General features: G+C 68.1%; 22 protein-coding genes. 12 read left to right on the top strand and 10 right to left on the bottom strand.

From position 1 onward, the window contains the following. Positions 1 to 25: 25 nt before the first annotated feature. The 8 genes from ACRYA2_RS02745 to ACRYA2_RS02710 form a co-directional block, all read right to left on the bottom strand. Positions 26 to 415 (bottom strand): DUF8048 family protein, encoded by a 390-nt coding sequence (locus tag ACRYA2_RS02745; protein WP_433623984.1) that lies wholly within the window; start codon positions 413 to 415, stop codon positions 26 to 28. A gap of 6 nt (positions 416 to 421) precedes the next feature. Further along, complete coding sequence (locus ACRYA2_RS02740) at positions 422 to 676, bottom strand: MoaD-like domain-containing protein (RefSeq protein ID WP_433623982.1); 255 nt, start codon at positions 674 to 676, stop codon at positions 422 to 424. Beyond that, positions 677 to 946: a ubiquitin-like small modifier protein 1 gene (locus ACRYA2_RS02735; RefSeq protein WP_433623980.1), complete on the bottom strand. Its 270-nt coding sequence runs from the start codon at positions 944 to 946 to the stop codon at positions 677 to 679. Between the two features lie 305 nt (positions 947 to 1,251). Further along, positions 1,252 to 1,767 (bottom strand): hypothetical protein, encoded by a 516-nt coding sequence (locus ACRYA2_RS02730; protein WP_433623978.1) that lies wholly within the window; start codon positions 1,765 to 1,767, stop codon positions 1,252 to 1,254. Next, positions 1,764 to 2,147 (bottom strand): DUF7971 family protein, encoded by a 384-nt coding sequence (locus ACRYA2_RS02725; RefSeq protein ID WP_433623976.1) that lies wholly within the window; start codon positions 2,145 to 2,147, stop codon positions 1,764 to 1,766. The genes ACRYA2_RS02730 and ACRYA2_RS02725 overlap by 4 nt, the downstream gene beginning before the upstream one ends. A gap of 132 nt (positions 2,148 to 2,279) precedes the next feature. After that, the gene (locus ACRYA2_RS02720) at positions 2,280 to 2,630 is read right to left on the bottom strand and encodes a helix-turn-helix transcriptional regulator (protein ID WP_113275538.1); all 351 of its coding nucleotides are present in this window, start codon (positions 2,628 to 2,630) and stop codon (positions 2,280 to 2,282) included. Between the two features lie 25 nt (positions 2,631 to 2,655). Further along, entirely contained in the window at positions 2,656 to 3,369 is a 714-nt protein-coding gene (locus ACRYA2_RS02715) for an NRDE family protein (protein WP_433623973.1), read from the bottom strand. 109 nt (positions 3,370 to 3,478) lie between these two features. Next, positions 3,479 to 4,303: an NAD(+)/NADH kinase gene (locus ACRYA2_RS02710; RefSeq protein ID WP_433623971.1), complete on the bottom strand. Its 825-nt coding sequence runs from the start codon at positions 4,301 to 4,303 to the stop codon at positions 3,479 to 3,481. 124 nt (positions 4,304 to 4,427) lie between these two features. On the opposite strand from ACRYA2_RS02710, the gene ACRYA2_RS02705 reads away from it, so the two are divergent. From ACRYA2_RS02705 to ACRYA2_RS02655, 11 genes are all read left to right on the top strand, one after another. After that, positions 4,428 to 5,453 (top strand): ABC transporter ATP-binding protein, encoded by a 1,026-nt coding sequence (locus tag ACRYA2_RS02705; protein ID WP_433623969.1) that lies wholly within the window; start codon positions 4,428 to 4,430, stop codon positions 5,451 to 5,453. Next, positions 5,450 to 6,241: an ABC transporter permease gene (locus ACRYA2_RS02700; protein WP_433623967.1), complete on the top strand. Its 792-nt coding sequence runs from the start codon at positions 5,450 to 5,452 to the stop codon at positions 6,239 to 6,241. The genes ACRYA2_RS02705 and ACRYA2_RS02700 overlap by 4 nt, the downstream gene beginning before the upstream one ends. A gap of 52 nt (positions 6,242 to 6,293) precedes the next feature. Next, complete coding sequence (locus ACRYA2_RS02695) at positions 6,294 to 6,890, top strand: NUDIX hydrolase (protein WP_433623965.1); 597 nt, start codon at positions 6,294 to 6,296, stop codon at positions 6,888 to 6,890. A gap of 264 nt (positions 6,891 to 7,154) precedes the next feature. After that, the gene (locus ACRYA2_RS02690) at positions 7,155 to 8,849 is read left to right on the top strand and encodes a Na+/H+ antiporter (RefSeq protein WP_433623963.1); all 1,695 of its coding nucleotides are present in this window, start codon (positions 7,155 to 7,157) and stop codon (positions 8,847 to 8,849) included. 77 nt (positions 8,850 to 8,926) lie between these two features. Beyond that, on the top strand, positions 8,927 to 9,160 hold the full coding sequence (locus ACRYA2_RS02685) for a hypothetical protein (protein ID WP_433623961.1): 234 nt from the start codon (positions 8,927 to 8,929) through the stop codon (positions 9,158 to 9,160). Positions 9,161 to 9,302: 142 nt separating this feature from the next. Beyond that, positions 9,303 to 9,467, top strand: coding sequence for a hypothetical protein (locus ACRYA2_RS02680; protein ID WP_433623959.1), 165 nt, complete (start codon positions 9,303 to 9,305; stop codon positions 9,465 to 9,467). A 68-nt stretch (positions 9,468 to 9,535) separates the two neighbouring features. Further along, positions 9,536 to 10,672: a glycine cleavage system aminomethyltransferase GcvT gene (gene gcvT / locus ACRYA2_RS02675; protein ID WP_433623957.1), complete on the top strand. Its 1,137-nt coding sequence runs from the start codon at positions 9,536 to 9,538 to the stop codon at positions 10,670 to 10,672. Next, positions 10,669 to 11,052, top strand: coding sequence for a glycine cleavage system protein GcvH (gene gcvH, locus ACRYA2_RS02670; protein WP_433623955.1), 384 nt, complete (start codon positions 10,669 to 10,671; stop codon positions 11,050 to 11,052). Before gcvT ends, gcvH begins: the two co-directional genes overlap by 4 nt. Next, positions 11,049 to 12,389 carry an aminomethyl-transferring glycine dehydrogenase subunit GcvPA gene (gene gcvPA / locus ACRYA2_RS02665; protein WP_433623953.1) on the top strand — a complete coding sequence of 447 codons (1,341 nt, stop codon included), beginning with the start codon at positions 11,049 to 11,051 and terminating at the stop codon, positions 12,387 to 12,389. Before gcvH ends, gcvPA begins: the two co-directional genes overlap by 4 nt. Before the next feature lie 43 nt (positions 12,390 to 12,432). Continuing rightward, on the top strand, positions 12,433 to 13,869 hold the full coding sequence (gene gcvPB, locus ACRYA2_RS02660) for an aminomethyl-transferring glycine dehydrogenase subunit GcvPB (protein WP_433623951.1): 1,437 nt from the start codon (positions 12,433 to 12,435) through the stop codon (positions 13,867 to 13,869). Positions 13,870 to 13,952: 83 nt separating this feature from the next. Further along, positions 13,953 to 14,456, top strand: a complete 504-nt coding sequence (locus ACRYA2_RS02655; protein ID WP_433623949.1) for a hypothetical protein — start codon at positions 13,953 to 13,955, stop codon at positions 14,454 to 14,456. Between the two features lie 205 nt (positions 14,457 to 14,661). Here ACRYA2_RS02655 and ACRYA2_RS02650 read toward each other — a convergent pair whose 3' ends face one another. After that, entirely contained in the window at positions 14,662 to 14,832 is a 171-nt protein-coding gene (locus ACRYA2_RS02650) for a DUF7838 family putative zinc beta-ribbon protein (protein WP_433623947.1), read from the bottom strand. A 45-nt stretch (positions 14,833 to 14,877) separates the two neighbouring features. Beyond that, a complete protein-coding gene (locus ACRYA2_RS02645) occupies positions 14,878 to 15,906 on the bottom strand; it encodes a Gfo/Idh/MocA family protein (protein WP_433623945.1) in 1,029 nt (342 codons plus the stop codon). A gap of 142 nt (positions 15,907 to 16,048) precedes the next feature. Between ACRYA2_RS02645 and ACRYA2_RS02640 the strand changes: the two genes are divergently transcribed. Beyond that, on the top strand, positions 16,049 to 16,231 hold the full coding sequence (locus tag ACRYA2_RS02640; RefSeq protein ID WP_433623943.1) for a hypothetical protein: 183 nt from the start codon (positions 16,049 to 16,051) through the stop codon (positions 16,229 to 16,231). Positions 16,232 to 16,240 lie beyond the last annotated feature (9 nt).

Genomic DNA, 16,240 nt, shown 5'->3' with positions numbered 1-16,240 from the left:
TCCGTCTCACGCCCGGGGGTTCAATTTACCGCTCCGGCGCGTCGGAGCCATCCCGTCGGCCCACCACGACGGCCGTCCGCAACTCCAGCGCCGACGCGAACTCCTCGCGGCGGTCCTCTCGACGGCCGAGACGCAGCAGTTGCTCCTCGTGCGCACGGCGGACGGCGTCGCGCTCCCGTCGGCCGAAGCCCAGACGGTCGCCGACCGTCCGCCAGTGGTCGTCCGGGACGAGGAAGACGGCGCGCTCGCCGTCCTCGTGGACGCACTCGAACCGGCGGCGGACGGCGTCCAGGCGCGGACCGAGGTCGGCCTGTACGCGTTCGAGCAGGTCCGGAATCCGTTCGAGCGGGACGCTGGCCTTGGCGCCCGCCAGCAGGACGACCTGCCCGTCGACGGGGTGGGGGTCGCCCGTCACGTCCCGTCACCCCCCGGCGCGCATCGCCTTCTGCGAGAACTCCTCGACCAGCGGGTCGAGAACGTCCTCGTCGCCCTCGAAGACGACCGTCACCTCCGTCAGTTCCACGCTCGGTCCGACGTTCACTTTCTCGGCGGAGAGCGACGCCCGCCAGTCGTCGCCCTCGACGTCGCCGTCGTCCCGCACCTCGCCGCCCAGATTCTCCAAGTAGTTCCGGGCGAGTCGCTTCGAGATGCCGCGGAAGGACTTCTCGCGGCGCATCTATCCACCCGCGACCGGCGGGAACACGGAGAGTGTGTCGCCGTCCGAGAGCGGCGTCTCCGGGCCCTCGATGTGGACCACGTCGGTCCCGTTTTTCATGATGCTCAACTGGTCGCGCATCTCGCCGTCCTCGAAGAGGTCGAGGTCGTACTCCTCGACCAGCGATTCGAGGACGTCCCCGACGGTGGCGTCGTCGGGGTACTCTCGTTCCAGCGTCTTCTGACCGACGGCCTCGCGGAAGTTGGCGAAGAACCGCAGCGTCAGGTCCATACCGACTCCTCGGACGCCGGCGACATAAATCCCGGTCGGTGGCGTCCCGCCACCGTGACAGCGTTTCGTCTCCCCGGCGGTCGTTCGGGCCCGTCGCCATCGCCGCAACCCCCTCATAAAAGGCGGCGCATCGAAGCTCAAGCTTTCTCCCTCCCGAGTTCCAGGGAGGGAACGAGAAGATGGCTCACAGAAACGACACACCGTTCCCGCCGACCGAGGACTTCTGGAAGGGGTTCGTCGTCACCGGCGTCGTCTCGCTCGGGTTCTGGGCGCTCGTCCTCGCCGCCGTCTGACGCCTGCGGCCCTCACGGCCGCCGCGCGAGCGCACCGGCGACGCCGCCGGCGGTCACGAGTGCGACGACTGTTGCCGCGAGGAGACCGGGGCCGCCGGCGTCCGCGACGAGAACCGCCCGGACGGCCGCCAGCGGCCGCGTCGCCACGGCGACCGCGCCGACCCCCGTCAGGACCAGCGTTCCGGCGACCGCCAGCGCGCCGTGAAGCGCGCCGCGGCGTCGGTCTCCTCCCGTGCGAGTAGCGTCGCCCGTGCTGGCGTAGCGTCCCGCGACGTATCCGCCTAGCGGGACGGCCAGCGTGCTGGCGAGCGCCGCGACGTCGGTGAGTCCCGGGAGCGACAGCAGCGACAGCAGCGCCGCGGCGAGTTTCGCGCCGAGGGCGGGAACGAGACCGACGGCCACAGCGCCGGCGTCGAGACCGCGCGTCGGCGGCCGGGTCGCCCGCTCGGTCTTCGCGCGGCGGACGCGCGAGAGCGGTGCGTCGTCCTCGGCGTCCGGCGGGTCCTCGGTCGGACCCCCGTCGCTCATTTGCCGGGGCGGATGCCGTCGCTGACGAGGCGGGCGTGGCGCTCGCGGTCGACGCGCTCGGCCAGCTCCTCGTGGTCGTACAGCTGGCGAACGAGCGACCCCATCAGGTCGCGCCACGCCATCGCGTAGATGGGCGACTGTCCCCAGGCGCGTAGCTCCGCGACGAAGTCGTCGTACTGCTCCCAGCGCTCCTCGAATCGCTCCAGCACGTCCACGACGGCGCTGGCAACCTCCTCGTCGCCGTCGGTCTCCTCGCGGAGGCGGTTCAGTCGAGCCTCCCAGCCCTCGACCGCCCGCCGCATGTCCTGTTCGGCGTCCCCGCCGTCTTCGGGAAGCGACTCGACGATGGTCTCGGGTACGAAGAGCGTTATCTCGTCCATGGCGTGGCGTTGGGCGTTATGGTTCAAAAACTCTCGCCCGGAAACGGACGCCGTCCGTCGCGTCAGGGAGCGCTGACGGTGCGGGCCGGGACCGTTCGGACGACTCGCGTCTCGTCGGCGGTCGAGGGCGAACTACTCCTCGTAGGCGAGGTTCATCATCCACTGCGAGAAGGCGTCGCTCTCGGGGTCTATCTCCTCCTCGCCGATGAACGGCGAGAGCATGTCGCCCGCCATGAGGAGCGAAAAGTCGAGGTCGCGAGCGGCGGGCGTTATGTAGTACGTGTTGTGGCCCTGGTAGACGGTCTCCTCGCGCTGGACCATCTCCTTCTCGACGAGCGACTCGATGATGCGACTCCCCTTCCGTGAGGAGACGTCCATCTCCTTCCAGAAGTCGCTCTGGTGGATGCCGCCCGTCTCGCGCACGAGTTCCAGGCCCCTGCGTTCGTCCTCGGTGAGGTCCTCCTCGGACGTAGCCGTGCTCATATCCTATACAGGTATCGGCGGCGGTTTAAAGCTGACCTTCCGCGGCGTCGTGATACGCCGTCTCGCAGGGCGGCCCGTCGGCGAACTCGTAGGTCGCCCCGCCGTCGGCCCGGAGGACGACGATGGACGAGGACCGCGTGCCGTAGCCGTCGCCGTGGACGCACGCGCCGACGTCGTGGTCGGCGAGCACGTCCTTGGCGTGGGCCATCCACTCGTCGAGACTCTCTTCGTGGTCCATCCCGCCGCGGTAAGGGTGAACCGCCTCGCGGATGCGCTCGGCCTTCGGCGCGGCGTCGTTCAGGCCGTCGTTGACGACGACGTGGACGCCGGGGTCGAGGTGCCTCGTCCGGAGGACGCCGTCCCACTCCATCACGGTCGCGGCGTCGGCGTCGGCGACGAAGAGGTTGAACCCCGCGTACTCGCGGTCGGCCAGTTCGTTCTCGACGTACCGGACCGCCTCGTCCGCCGACGCGCGGGCGAGCGCCGACCGGACCAGCAGCCCCCGCGAGCGCCCGCCGTCGAGGTCGGTCCGGCGGTTCGTCACGCCGACGAACAGGCCCTCCTCGTTGTAGCCGATCCACGTCCCGCCCGCCTCCTCGTCACGGGGTGCGACGACGGTCGGACTCCGGTCGATGACGGCGGGCGGACGCGAGGGTCGCGAGAGCGCTTCGTCACGGTTCGCGGCCGCGACGACCGGCGCATCGTCGAACACCTGCCACGCGACGATGAGTGTACACACGAGTTCAAATAGGGTCGCCGACGGTTAAAGTGGTTCGTCGGGCGACGGACTCCGCCCCTAGCATCGACTCGGCGGCCCGCGCCGGGACCGGCGGACGTCCCCGCCGAGGCTAGTCCAGTTTCTCCAGCGCCTTGTAGAAGTCCGCCGAGGGGCCGGCGATGCGGGCCGGTTCCGGTGTGAGCGAGACGCTGACCGTCTCGGGAACCGCGACCTGCTTGTGGGTGGCGTCGCTGCTGACGACCGCGTGCGGAGTCTCCGAGACGTGAATCTCGATGTCCTCGTCGAGGTCGACGACCAGCGGCGGCATGGGGTCGGTCGCGCACATCTGATTTATCACCAGGCCGCCCACGTCGGGGTTGACAAGCGGTCCGCCCTCGCTCAGGTTGTACGCCGTGCTCCCGGTCGGCGTCGAGACGAGCACGCCGTCGGCGTGGCCGGCGTCGTACGTGGTGTCGCCGACGCGAATCTCGAACTCGCCGCCCTGACCGTGGCCGCGCTGTGCGCCCTGCACGGATATCTCGTTCAGCGCCGGATGCGTCGACCAGTCGCCGTCTCCCGAGGCGACGAGTCGGGGGGCCTTGCGGGAAGGAATTGCGCCCGTCTCGCGGTACGTCGCCACCTCCGAGCGCACCTCCTCGACCGCTTCGTCGGGCCTGACGGCGTTCAGGAACCCCACTTCGCCGAGGTTGACGCCGAGGATGGGCGTGCTGCCGGCGCCGCGGGCCGCGAACAGGAAGGTACCGTCGCCGCCGATGCTCACCACGAGGTTGCACTCCGTCATCTGGTCCACGTCGACGCCGGGGGCGTCGATCTGCTCCGCGGTCGATTCGTCGACCCAGATGTCGACGTCTTCCGCCTCCAGCGTCTCGCGAAGGCGCGAGGCGAGGTCGGCGGCCCTGTCGTTCCCGCGCTGGGCGACGATTCCGACGTGCATCACGTCGCAGTTCTCCCCCGCGACCCAAAAACCCGCCGACGACCGCTCGTCGTTCGGGCGCGACCGCCACGATGCCCGACCGCCATCAACGCCCTTAACGCGACCAGGCGACTAGCGGGACCGAATGACTGCCGCCATCGAAACCGAGGACCTGCGGAAGCGTTACGACGACGTGCAGGCGCTGGACGGCGTCACGCTCTCGATTCCGGCGGGGAGCTTCTTCGGACTGCTGGGGCCGAACGGCGCGGGCAAGACGACGTTCATCAACATCCTCGTCGGCCTCGTTCGGCGGAGCGGGGGCCGCGCCGAGGTGTTCGGTCACGACGTCGAAGACGACTACCAGCAGGCCCGCGACCTCATCGGTCTCGCGCCCCAGGAGTTCAACGTCGACCGATTCTTCCCCATTCGGGAGGTGCTCCAGCACAAGGCCGGCTATCACGGCATCCCCGAGGAGGAGGCCGGCGAGCGCGCCGACGAGGTCCTGCGGCGGGTCGGCATCTACGAGAAGCGGAACACGCGCTTCGACTGGCTCTCCGGCGGGATGAAGCGGCGGTTCATGCTCGCGCGGGCGCTCATCACCGACCCGGACCTGCTCATCCTCGACGAACCCACCGCGGGCGTGGACGTGCAACTGCGCCACGACCTCTGGGACCTCATCACCGAACTGAACGAGGGCGGGACGACCGTCCTGCTGACCACACACTACATCGAGGAGGCCGAGCGCCTCTGCGACGAGGTGGCCATCCTCGACTCGGGCAACCTGCTGACGGTCGCCACCCCCGAGGACCTCATGGAGCGCGGGCCGGACCGCATCACGGTCACGCTGCGCGACCCGCCGGCGACCGCGCCCGACCTCGACGCGCTCGCCGCGACCGCGAGCGACGACCACGACGTCGAGTCGGTCGAACTGGACGGCGACCGCCTCGTCGTCACCGCGCGCCAGGGCGGACTGGTCGCGCCGGACCTCGTGCGCGACCTCGACCGTGCCGGCCACGAGATCGTCGACCTCGACATCTCGCGCACGTCGCTCGAGGAGGTGTTCGTGGAGATGACCCGCGAGGACGACGCGACGATAACGGGAGACGACGAGGCCGACGAGCGGGCGACCGAAGCGGCCACCGTCGCCGGCGACGGGGGTGAGCGGCGATGAGCCTCGTCTCGGGGCTGACGGGGTTCAAGACGCTGACGAAGCGCGAGATACTGCGATTCCTGCGTCGGCCGCGGAACACGTTCGTCCCGCCGTTCGTGACGAACGTGCTCTACTTCTCCGTGTTCGGCGTCATCCTCGGCGGGCGCGTCGGGAGCGTGCGGGCCGGCGGCCAGTCGATTCCCTACATCCTCTACATCCTGCCCGGACTGGTCGTCCTCGGAGCCATCGCGAACGCCTTCGAGAACTCCTCGTTCTCCATCTTCCACGGTCGCTGGAACGAGTACATCGAGGAGGCGCTCACGTCGCCGATGTCGTACTCGCGGATGGTCGCCGCCTACATCGTCTCCGGCGCGACCCGGGGACTGCTCGTCGGCGCGCTCATCGCCGTCGTCGGCGCGTTCTTCACGCACGTCGACCTCGCCGGCGTCCGGCCGTTCTACCTCGTGGCGTTCGCGCTGGTCATCACCGTGCTGTTCTCGAGCATCGGCGTCGTCGGCGGGCTCTGGGCGGACGACTGGGACAACCTGACGATGATGAACCAGTTCATCGTCCGCCCGCTCGTCTTCTTCGGCGGCGTGTTCTACTCCATCCGGGAACTCCCCTCGCCGTACCAGGAGCTCTCGCTGCTCAACCCGATGGTGTACATGGTCAACGGCGTCCGGTACGGCTTCCTCGGCGTCTCCGAGGTCGACCCGACGGTGTCGCTCGCCGTGCTGTCGGCGATGACCGTCGCCGTCGTCGCACTCGACGTGGCCCTGTTCCGGCGCGGGTACGGCCTGACGGATTGAAGCCCTGGCCGCGACCGGTGTCCCTTTCTCGCGACGCCGCCAACGCCCGCATATGCCAGCCGAAGACGACCCGGACGCGGTCGACGACGCGACCGCCCCGGACGACTCGCTCGCGTGGGAGACGCTCGACGCCGAGGTAGTCTACTCCTGCCCCGGCTTCGACGTGGTGAACGAGGACGTGCAGATGGCCGACGGCGCGGAGACGGAGTTCGACTACGTCTCCGAACCCGAGAGCGTCGTCGTCCTCCCGTTCACGTCGGACGGCGACGTGGTGGTCATCGAGGAGTGGCGACAGGCCGTCTCGCGGGTCTCGCGCGGGCTACCGGTCGGCGGCGTCGAACCGGACGACGAGCACCTGGACGCGGCGGCCCGCCGCGAACTCGCCGAGGAGACGGGGTACGAGGCCGAGACCGTCGACCACCTCACCACCGTCGAGCCCGCCAACGGCATCGCGGACTCTGTCCTGCACTACTTCGTCGCCCGGGGCTGTACGCCGACGGCCGAACAGGAACTGGACCACAACGAGAGCATCAGACCGGAGACGACGACGTTCGACGCGCTCCGCGACGCGGTCGCCGCCGACGAGGTTCGGGACGGTCGGACCGTGCTCGCGGTGCTCTACTACGACGCGTTCGGGCCGGACGAGTGACGGGGCCGCCCATGGGCGACGGAATCGACCGCTCCGGCAGGGGATTCGGTGCCGTTCTCTCGCGGCTCGACTCGTTGATGCGGAGTTGCCGAGGTCGCCGTTCGCGACGGCCACGAGTGGCCGCTGAAGTCCGAGGTCCCGTCCCCCAAAGCGTGCGACGGTTCACCACTATCACGGCGCAGAGTGGTTTCCGGGCTGTCACCAGCGCTCAGGGCGGATTCCGGATGATGCGACTTTAATGGCTCTCACGCGAAACGTTCGGTAATGGCTGCACCGACCGGAATCACGACGGGGCTCATCAACCTGCTCGAAGTTTTCATCATCGCAGCGGCCGTGGGCGTGTTCGTCGCGAAAATCGGCCGGTTCCCCTACACCATCGCGTTGCTGCTCGCCGGGTTGGGCGTCTCGGTTCTCGACATCCGCATCGACATCGCGCTCTCCCACGACCTCATCCTGCTCGTGCTGTTACCGCCGCTGCTGTTCGAGGGCGCGGCGACGACCGACCTCGAGAGCTTCCGGGAGAACCTCGGACCGGTGATAACGCTGGCCGTTCCGGGGCTGATACTGTCCATCCTCCTGTTAGGGTGGCTGGGGAGCTACGCCTTCGGCTACCCGCTCTTGCTCTCGCTGCTGTTCGCGGCGATGGTTCTCCCGACCGACCCCGTCTCGGTGCTGGCGCTGTTCGAGGAACTCGGCGCGCCAGAGCGCCTCGCCACCCTCGTCGAGGGCGAGAGCCTCATCAACGACGGCGTCGGCGTCGTCGTCTTCTCGACGCTCTTCGTGCTGATAACGGAGACCGACCCCTCCACCGACCTCGGCGAACTGGCGACGCTGGGGACCGTCGGGGACGCGACGGTCGAGATCGTGGTTGCCAGCGTCGGCGGTATGCTCGTCGGACTCGCCGCGGGATACGTCGTCTACCGCGTGATGGTCAACCTCGACGAGCACATGACCGAGATAGTGCTGACGCTCATCCTCGCCTACGGCAGCTTCATGCTCGCCGAACACTACCTGCACGTCAGCGGCGTCATCGCGACGGTCACCGCGGGGATGTTCATCGGCAACCGCGGCGCGGAGTACGCGATGAGTCCGCAGACGAAGATATCGGTGTTCAACACCTGGGACACTGCGGCCTTCCTCGTCAACACGCTCATCTTCGTCCTCATCGGCGCGAAGACGCCCATCGCCCAGATGATCGACAACTGGCAGCTCATCCTCGTCGCCATCGTCCTGACGGTCGTCGTTCGCGCCGTCATCGTCTACCCGTCGACGGCGTTCGCGAACTACTTCGACGGCCGCAAAGTGCCGCTAGAGTACCAGCACGTGATGGTCTGGGGCGGCCTGCACGCCTCCATCCCCATCGCGCTCGTGCTGGGACTCCCGAACGACTTCCCCCGGGAGACGGAACTTCGTTCGATGGTGTTCGGCGTCGCCGCCTTCAGCCTCGTCGTCCAGGGTCTCACGATGGGGAACCTGCTCGACCGGCTCGGCATCGTCACCCGGTCGGAGGCCGAAGAGCTGTACGAACTGCTCACCGGTCGCGCCCGCGCGGTCGACTCCGCGCTGGAGGCCGCCGAGCGCCTGCACGACCAGGGCGACCTCCCGCCCGACGTGTACGAGGACTTCCGGGGGGAGTACGAGCGCGAGAAAGAGGACCTCAACGACACCATCTCCCAGCTCCTCCGGGAGAACCCCGAGATACGCCACGAGGAGCTCCTCGTCGGCGAACGCCGCGTCCTCAAACAGGAGAAGAGCGCCATCATGGACGCGATGCGGTCCGGCGTCATCAGCGACGACGTCGGCGAACGCCTGATCGAGGAGGTGAACATGAAACTCGACCGCATCGAGGTGGGCGAGAGCACGGTCCGCGAGGACCCCGACCGCGAGGGGTACGAGGAGTTCTGGCGCACGCGCGCCGCCGAGTACGGTCTGGAGACGAAACCGGCGGCCGACGACTGAGCCGAACGTTCAAGTACGGGGACGGAACCACTCCGGCACGGCCGACGCGTCGAACGCACCAGTCGGTCCGACAATCCATGAGCTGTAACAACTGCGGACACGCCGGATCGTTCGTCCTGCTGGTCGACCTCGCGGCGCTCGTCACGCTCGACGCTCCCGCGAACTCGGGGGAATCCCCGGACGCGAAGTCCGACGACCGCTGCCGGCGACGGGAGTGGTCGCTGACGGCCCAGTGTCCGGCCTGTGACAGCAGCGTCGTCGCGTCGACCGCGACGTCGGTGCTGTCTCGGGCCGCGGCGACGCGGTCGTAGGCGTCGGGCGCGCCGTCGCCAGCTACCGTCGTTCACCCTCGAGACCGCGTCAGAAGCCGTAGACGAGCGAGTTGTCCATCTCGACTATATAGTCGGAATAGCTAAGAATGTCTAATAATGCCGAATCACGAGTGGACGATACATGGCAGAGCAGATACTCGGTACGACGACGGTGACCCAGCGGTGGCGGATCAGCCTGATCAAGGCCGTCCGCGAGGAGTTCGCCGCGGACGACCAGGAAGTAGAGGAGGGCGACCGCCTCGTCTTCAAGAAGCGCGACGGCGACATCATCGTCGAGCCGGCCTGACCGGAACGATGGGAGGTCAGCTCGCCGAGAAAACAAAGCATTACTTGTCCCGCTCCGGAGGGTGAGGTATGGCCCTTCGGAAACCGCCGTTGCGGGACCACCACGACGAGCGGGGCGCGACCTTCACGGAGTTCGGCGGGTGGGACATGCCCGTCGAGTTCGACTCCATCACGGAGGAACACCGCAGCGTCCGGGAGGATGTCGGCATCTTCGACGTCTCCCACATGGGCGAGATAGCGGTGCGCGGCCCCGACGCCGAGGAGTTGATGCAGCGGCTGACGACCAACGACGTGACCGAACTCGGAGTAGGCGACTCCCAGTACGCGATGATAACCGACGAGGACGGCGTCGTCCTCGACGACACCGTCGTCTACCGCTTGCCCGACGCGGACGAAGTCGAGTCGACCGGCACTCGGACGCCGAGCGACGACGGCGCGGAGTTCCTCTTCGTCCCGAACGCGGGTCACGACGAGGAGATGCACCGGCGCTGGACGTCGTTCAGGGACGAGTGGGACTTAGATGCCGAGGTCCACGACCTCACCGACGACTACGCGATGTTCGCCGTCCAGGGACCGGAGGCGGCCGACGTGCTGGACGACGCCGCCGACGACGGAGTCGTCGACCTCTCGAGGTTCGAGGCCCGCTACGCCTCCATCGCGGGCGTCACCTGCTGGGTCGCCCGGACGGGCTACACCGGCGAGGACGGGTTCGAGCTGATCCTGTCGTCGGACGAAGCCGAGACCGTCTGGGAAGCTATCGAGGCCCAGCCCTGCGGACTCGGCTCGCGCGACACGCTCCGCATCGAGATGGGATTCCTGCTGTCCGGTCAGGACTTCGACCCCGAGGAGAACCCGCGCGACCCCTACGAGGCGAACGTCGAATTCACCGTGAAACTCGACACGGAGTTCGTCGGCCGGGACGCGCTCGAAGTGTCCAAGGAAAACGGCGTCGAGGAGACGCTCGTCGGCCTCCGGCTCATCGACCGGGGCGTGCCGCGCCACGGCTACGACATCACCGATACGGACGACACCATCATCGGCGAAGTGACGAGCGGAACGATGAGTCCGACGCTGTCCGAACCCGTCGCGCTGGGCTACGTTCCCGTGGAGTACGCCGACCCCGGCACGGTCGTCAGGGTCGTCGTTCGCGGCCAGTCGAAAAAGGCAAAGATTGAGAACACGCCGTTCCTCAAGGACAAACAATGAGCTTCGAAGTACCCGAGGACCGCAAGTATCTGGAATCGCACGAGTGGGTCGAACAGAGCGACGACACCGCCAAGATAGGCATCAGCGACTTCGCGCAGGACGAACTCGGCGACGTCGTCTTCGTCGAACTGCCGGACGAGGGCGACGACGTGACGCAGGGCGATGAGTTCGGCGTCGTCGAGTCGATCAAGGCCGTCTCGGACCTGTACTCCCCCGTCTCGGGCAGCGTCACGGCGGTCAACGACGCGCTGGAGAACGAACCGGAACTGGTCAACGACGACCCGTTCGGTGACGGCTGGATGCTGGAGGTCGAGCTCGACGACGCGGGAGAACTCGACGACCTGCTCTCGGCCGAGGAGTACCGCGAGCAGATCGAATGAGCGGACGAGAGAGCAGTGCGGGCAGCCCGTACGCCCCGCACACGGCGACGGAGACGGCGGCGATGCTGGACGCCGTCGGCGCGGACTCGGTCGAGGAACTGTTCGACATCCCCCGGCCGGTCCAGTTCGACGGCGAGTTCGGCATCGAACGGCGCACGGAAGCGCAGGCGAGGCGCGAACTCCGGACGATGCTCGGCAAGAACCGCGACCTCACCGAGTTCCTCGGTCGCGGCCACTACGACCACTACGTCCCCTCGCTCGTCGACCACCTCTCGCTGCGCTCGGAGTTTCTCACCTCCTACACGCAGTACCAGCCCGAGGTGACCCAGGGATTCCTGCAGGCCCTGTTCGAGTACCAGTCGATGCTGGTCGAGCTGACGGGCCTGGAGATAGTCAACGCCTCGATGTACGACCACGCGACGGCGCTGGCGGAGGCGGCGCTGCTCGCCGCGCGCGTCCGCGAGACTAGCGGTGACCGCGTGCTGGTCCCCGACTACCTGCTCGACGACCGCCGGAGCGTCCTCAAGAACTACGCCGCCGGCCCCGGCCTGGAGGTAGAGACGTACGGGACCGACGACGGCAACGTCGACGTGGACGCGCTGGCGGCGGCGCTGGACGAAGACTGCGTGATGGTGTACGCCGAGAACCCGACGACGCGCGGGACCATCGAGGAACACCTCGACGCGGTCGGGGACCTCGCGGACGACCACGGCGCGCTGTTCTGTCTCGGCTCCGACCCCGTGGCGCTGTCGCTGCTCCAGGAGCCCGCGGCGGTGGGCGCCGACGTGGTCGTCGGCGACGCCGCGACGCTGGGGCTGCCCACGAGCTACGGCATGGGACTCGGCCTGTTCGCCACGCGCGAGGCGTTCGTCCGGCAGGTGCCGGGCCGCCTCGTCGGCGCGGGTGAGGACGGCGACGGCAACCGAGCGTACACGCTGACGCTCCAGACCCGAGAACAGCACATCCGCCGCGAGCGAGCGACGAGCAACATCTGCACGAACCAGGCCTGGGTCGCGCTCCGGGCGGCGATTCACGCCGCCTACCTCGGCCCGTCGGGCCTGCTCGACCTCGCGGAGGACTGCGTGACGCTGGCCCGGGACCTCGCCGAGCGCATCGACGACGTGACGGGCGTTCAGGCACCGGTCCACGACCGCCACCACTTCCGCGAGTTCGTGGCCCACACGGACCAGCCCGCGGCACCCATCGTCGAGGACCTCGAATCGAAGGGGTTCGCCGTCCACGACGTTGGCGAACACGAGATACAGGTCTGTGTCACTGACACGAACCAACACGCCGTCGACGAGTTCGTCACCATGCTGGCGGAGGTGGCGCGATGAGGGCTCACGACGACCACGTCGCGTCCACCGCGGGGTGGTCCGCGTGAAGTACGACCAGGCCAGATGGCAGCGCGAGGACGAGGACCTCTACGAACCGCTGCTGTCGGAGAAAGACGGCGAGACGGTCGACGTCGACGAGTCGCCGCTACCGGACGACCTCACCCGGGACAGCCTCGAACTGCCCGACCTCTCCGAGCCCGAGCTGGCGCGCCACTACACCCGTCTCTCGCAGATGAACTACGGGGTCGACAGCGGCCCGTACCCCCTCGGTAGCTGTACGATGAAGTACAACCCGAAGTTCACCGAGGACGTGGCGGCGCTGCCCGGCGCGGCCGTCCACCCGGACCGCTCGGAGGCGAGCGTCCAGGGCACGCTGGAGTTGCTGTACGGACTCCAGGACTATCTGGCGCGCATCGGCGGGATGGACGCCGTGAGTCTCCAGCCTCCCGCGGGCGCGGCCGGCGAGTTCACGGGCATCCTCGTCGCGCAGGCGTACCACGAGGCCAACGGCGAGGGCCACCGCGACGAGATACTCGTCCCGGACAGCGCCCACGGCACCAACTTCGCCAGCGCGGCGATGGGGGGCTACGACGTGGTCGAACTCCCCTCGGGCGACGACGGCCGCGTCGACCTCGACGCCCTGGAGGCCGCCGCGAGCGAGGACACGGCGCTCTTCATGCTCACGAACCCGAACACGCTCGGGCTGTTCGAACGCGACATCGAGGAGATCGCCGCCATCGTCCACGACGCGGGCGGGCTGCTGTACTACGACGGGGCGAACCTGAACGCCCTGCTCGGTCGCGCCCGGCCGGGCGACATGGGCTTCGACATCATGCACTACAACGTCCACAAGACGTTCGCCACGCCGCACGGCGGCGGCGGTCCGGGTGCCGGTCCGGTGGGCGTCACCGACGAACTCGCTGCGTTCCTGCCTGCACCCCGCGTGCGGGAGACCGACGAGTCCGCGGAGGGAACGTACGAGCGGTTCGACCCCGAGGAGACCATCGGCAAGGTCCACGGATTCGCCGGCAACTGGCTCGTGCTCGTGAAGGCGTACGCTTACATCGCCCGCCTCGGCGACGAGGGACTCGCCGACGCCAGCGCGAAGGCGGTGCTCAACGCCAACTACCTCGCAGAGCAGATCTCGTACGAGGTGCCCCACGGCCCGTTCCACCACGAGTTCGTCGCCAGCGCGGGCGACCAGGACGCCGCCGACGTGGCGAAACGGATGCTCGACTACGGCGTCCACCCGCCGACGACGAAGTGGCCGGAGATCGTCCCCGAGGCGCTGATGACCGAGCCGACCGAGGTGGAGAACCGCGAGACGCTCGACCAGCTCGCGGAGGCGTTCGACGCCGTGGCGAGCGAGGACGAGTCCGCGCTGGCCGCCGCGCCGGAGCGCACGACGGCGAAGCGCATCGACCAGGCCAGCGCCGCCCGGAACCTGCGGCTGTCCTGGCACGCGCTCGACGACGAGTAACCGACGCGGCCGGCGCTTTCGTTCGACCATCGCGAACGCAACCGACAGAAAGATTATAATTTTCATCGTCGCGTTTCGACCACATGAACCGCCGTTCGTTCGCCGCGTCCGCCGGTCTCGCCGCCCTGGCTTTCGGTACCGGGTGCGTCGACACCCTCCGGGACGCGTTCGGTCGTCCCCCGCGATTGGGCTGGCTGGCCGTGTCCAACTACAGTCACGAACCGCAGCGATTCCAGATACAAATCGAACGCGCCGGAGAGACGATTCACGACTCGACTCACCGGGTAGAGGGATACCCGGAGACGCGACAGGGCGAAGTGGCAACGATTCCGGACGACGTGGTGGACTGCACGTGGGAGGACGCTCGCGGCCCGTTTACGCTGCGCGGACGCGTTGGCGATGCCGAGTGGGTCGAGCGACCCATCGACGAGGACCGTTCCTCGGACGAAGGGACGGCCGACTGCGTCGTCGCGGATGCCGAATACGGCAGGATTCACTCGGAGAACGTCGTCTTCTCGGTGTCCCCCCGTTGTCGAGAAGTTCCGACGTACGAGGGGGGCTGTTCGTTCGCAAACTCGGACTCGTAGGTGCGTACTGGCTCCAGGAGGGAAGTGAGCCAAACCGCTGGAGAACGGCCATCTTTCCGGAGAGGATTGAACCGAAGAGGGACGATTCGTGCGACGAAACTCCCGGATTCGGTACTGCCGCCGCCGACGTTCGCTATAGCCCTCGACGGTTTATCGGGGGAGAGCGAGCGCTCCGCTCGTCCGCAAGAGCGCGAAGAAAGGGTGGTTACGCCGAGGCGGCCGAGTCGATGTCGCCGTCGATGCGGACGATGCCGAAGTCGCACTCGGTACAGCGCCACTTCGTCTTCTCGCCGAGGTGGAGAGTCGTGCTCGCGCTTCGGTAGAACGTCTCGGTGCCGCCGCAGCGGGGGCACTCGTGTTCGATCTCGAGGCTCATGTCCCGAACTCCGAGCGTGTCGAAGTTCAAGCTACTGGTTTCGAGTCACTTCGCCTCCCTCGCGGCGTCGAGCATCGCCGTCACGTCGACGCGCCGACCCGTCTCGTCCGCCTCGTAGGCGGCCTCCGTGAGCGCGGTCACCTGGAGGCCGTACTCGGCCGGCACCGCGGGGTCGTCCTCGCCCTGGACCGCATCGACGAAGTTCACCAGCTTCGCCTTCGTGAGCGTCCCGAAGTCCGTGTCGGCCGTGACGGTCGTCACGGCGGTGGTCTGGCCCCCTTCGGCGACGACGAGGCGGTCGTCGGAGTAGCTCACCTGACCGTGAGTCCCCCAGACGACGTACCCCTCGGACGGCGTCATGTCGACGCCGTCTCCGGTGAGGCCCACGCTCGCCGTCGCGGTCCGGTCGCCCGCGTCGAGGGCGACGCCGAGCGCGCTGTTGCAGTCGACGCCCGGTTTCGCGTACTCCATCTCGGCGACGACGGACGTCGGGGTCGTCGCGGTCGTCCAGAGCATGGCGTCGAGCATGTGCGACCCGGTGTCGTACAGCTGGCCGCCGCCGGAGAGGTCGGGGTTCGTGCGCCAGGTCCCCCGCTGGACGTCTATCCAGTCCTGGCCGAGATAACAGTTGACGGTGTGGACGCCGCCGATGCGCCCGCTGGTGACGATGCGCCGGAGCTCCCGAAATCCGGGATGGAAGTGGCGCTGGTAGCCGACTTGGAGGACCCGGTCGCGCTCGTCGACGGCCTCCACGAGGTCGACCGCGTCGTTCACGTCCGTCACCATCGGTTTCTCCAGCAGGACGTCGAGGTCCGCCCGGAGGCAGTCCATCGCCTGCTCGTAGTGCAGGGTGTGCGGCGTGACGATGGTGACGGCGTCCAAGGCCTCACCGTGGTCGTCGAGCATGGCCTCGTAGTCGTCGTACGCCGGCGCGTCGTACCCCGTCTCGAACGCCTCCCTGGCCTTCGGGGAGACGTCCGTTCCCGCGACGAGGTCCACGTCTCCCATTTCCGCGTACGCGTCGAGCATCAGATGGCCGAGCCCCCCGAGTCCGATGGCCCCCATTCCGACCATATCCCGTCCACCATCCGTGTCGCCATAAGTCACGTGGTACCACGTACCATTGCGTATCGGGGCGACCACGCCCGCGGTCGACACGCCACGGGCTTCCCGAGGGGCCGAAAGGCACAGTATCGTCGGAGTGGTATGGTAGCGTATGCCAATATGTCCGGGGTGTCACAGCGAGGTCCCTTACGAGCGACTCGCGCCGCACGTCCGGGGTTGTCTGTGGATATGGAACGAGCAACCTAACGCCGGAGGCAGTACGGACCTGCAGTTCGCACGGCGACTGGAGGAGATAGAGGTCCGACTCGACGAACTCGAATCCGAGCGCCGGTGATTCTCGACG

The sequence above is a fragment of the Halomicrococcus pelagicus genome (assembly GCF_050954125.1).
The sequence above is the reverse complement of the archived record's forward strand: the minus strand, read 5'-3'. Positions and strand labels throughout refer to the sequence as shown.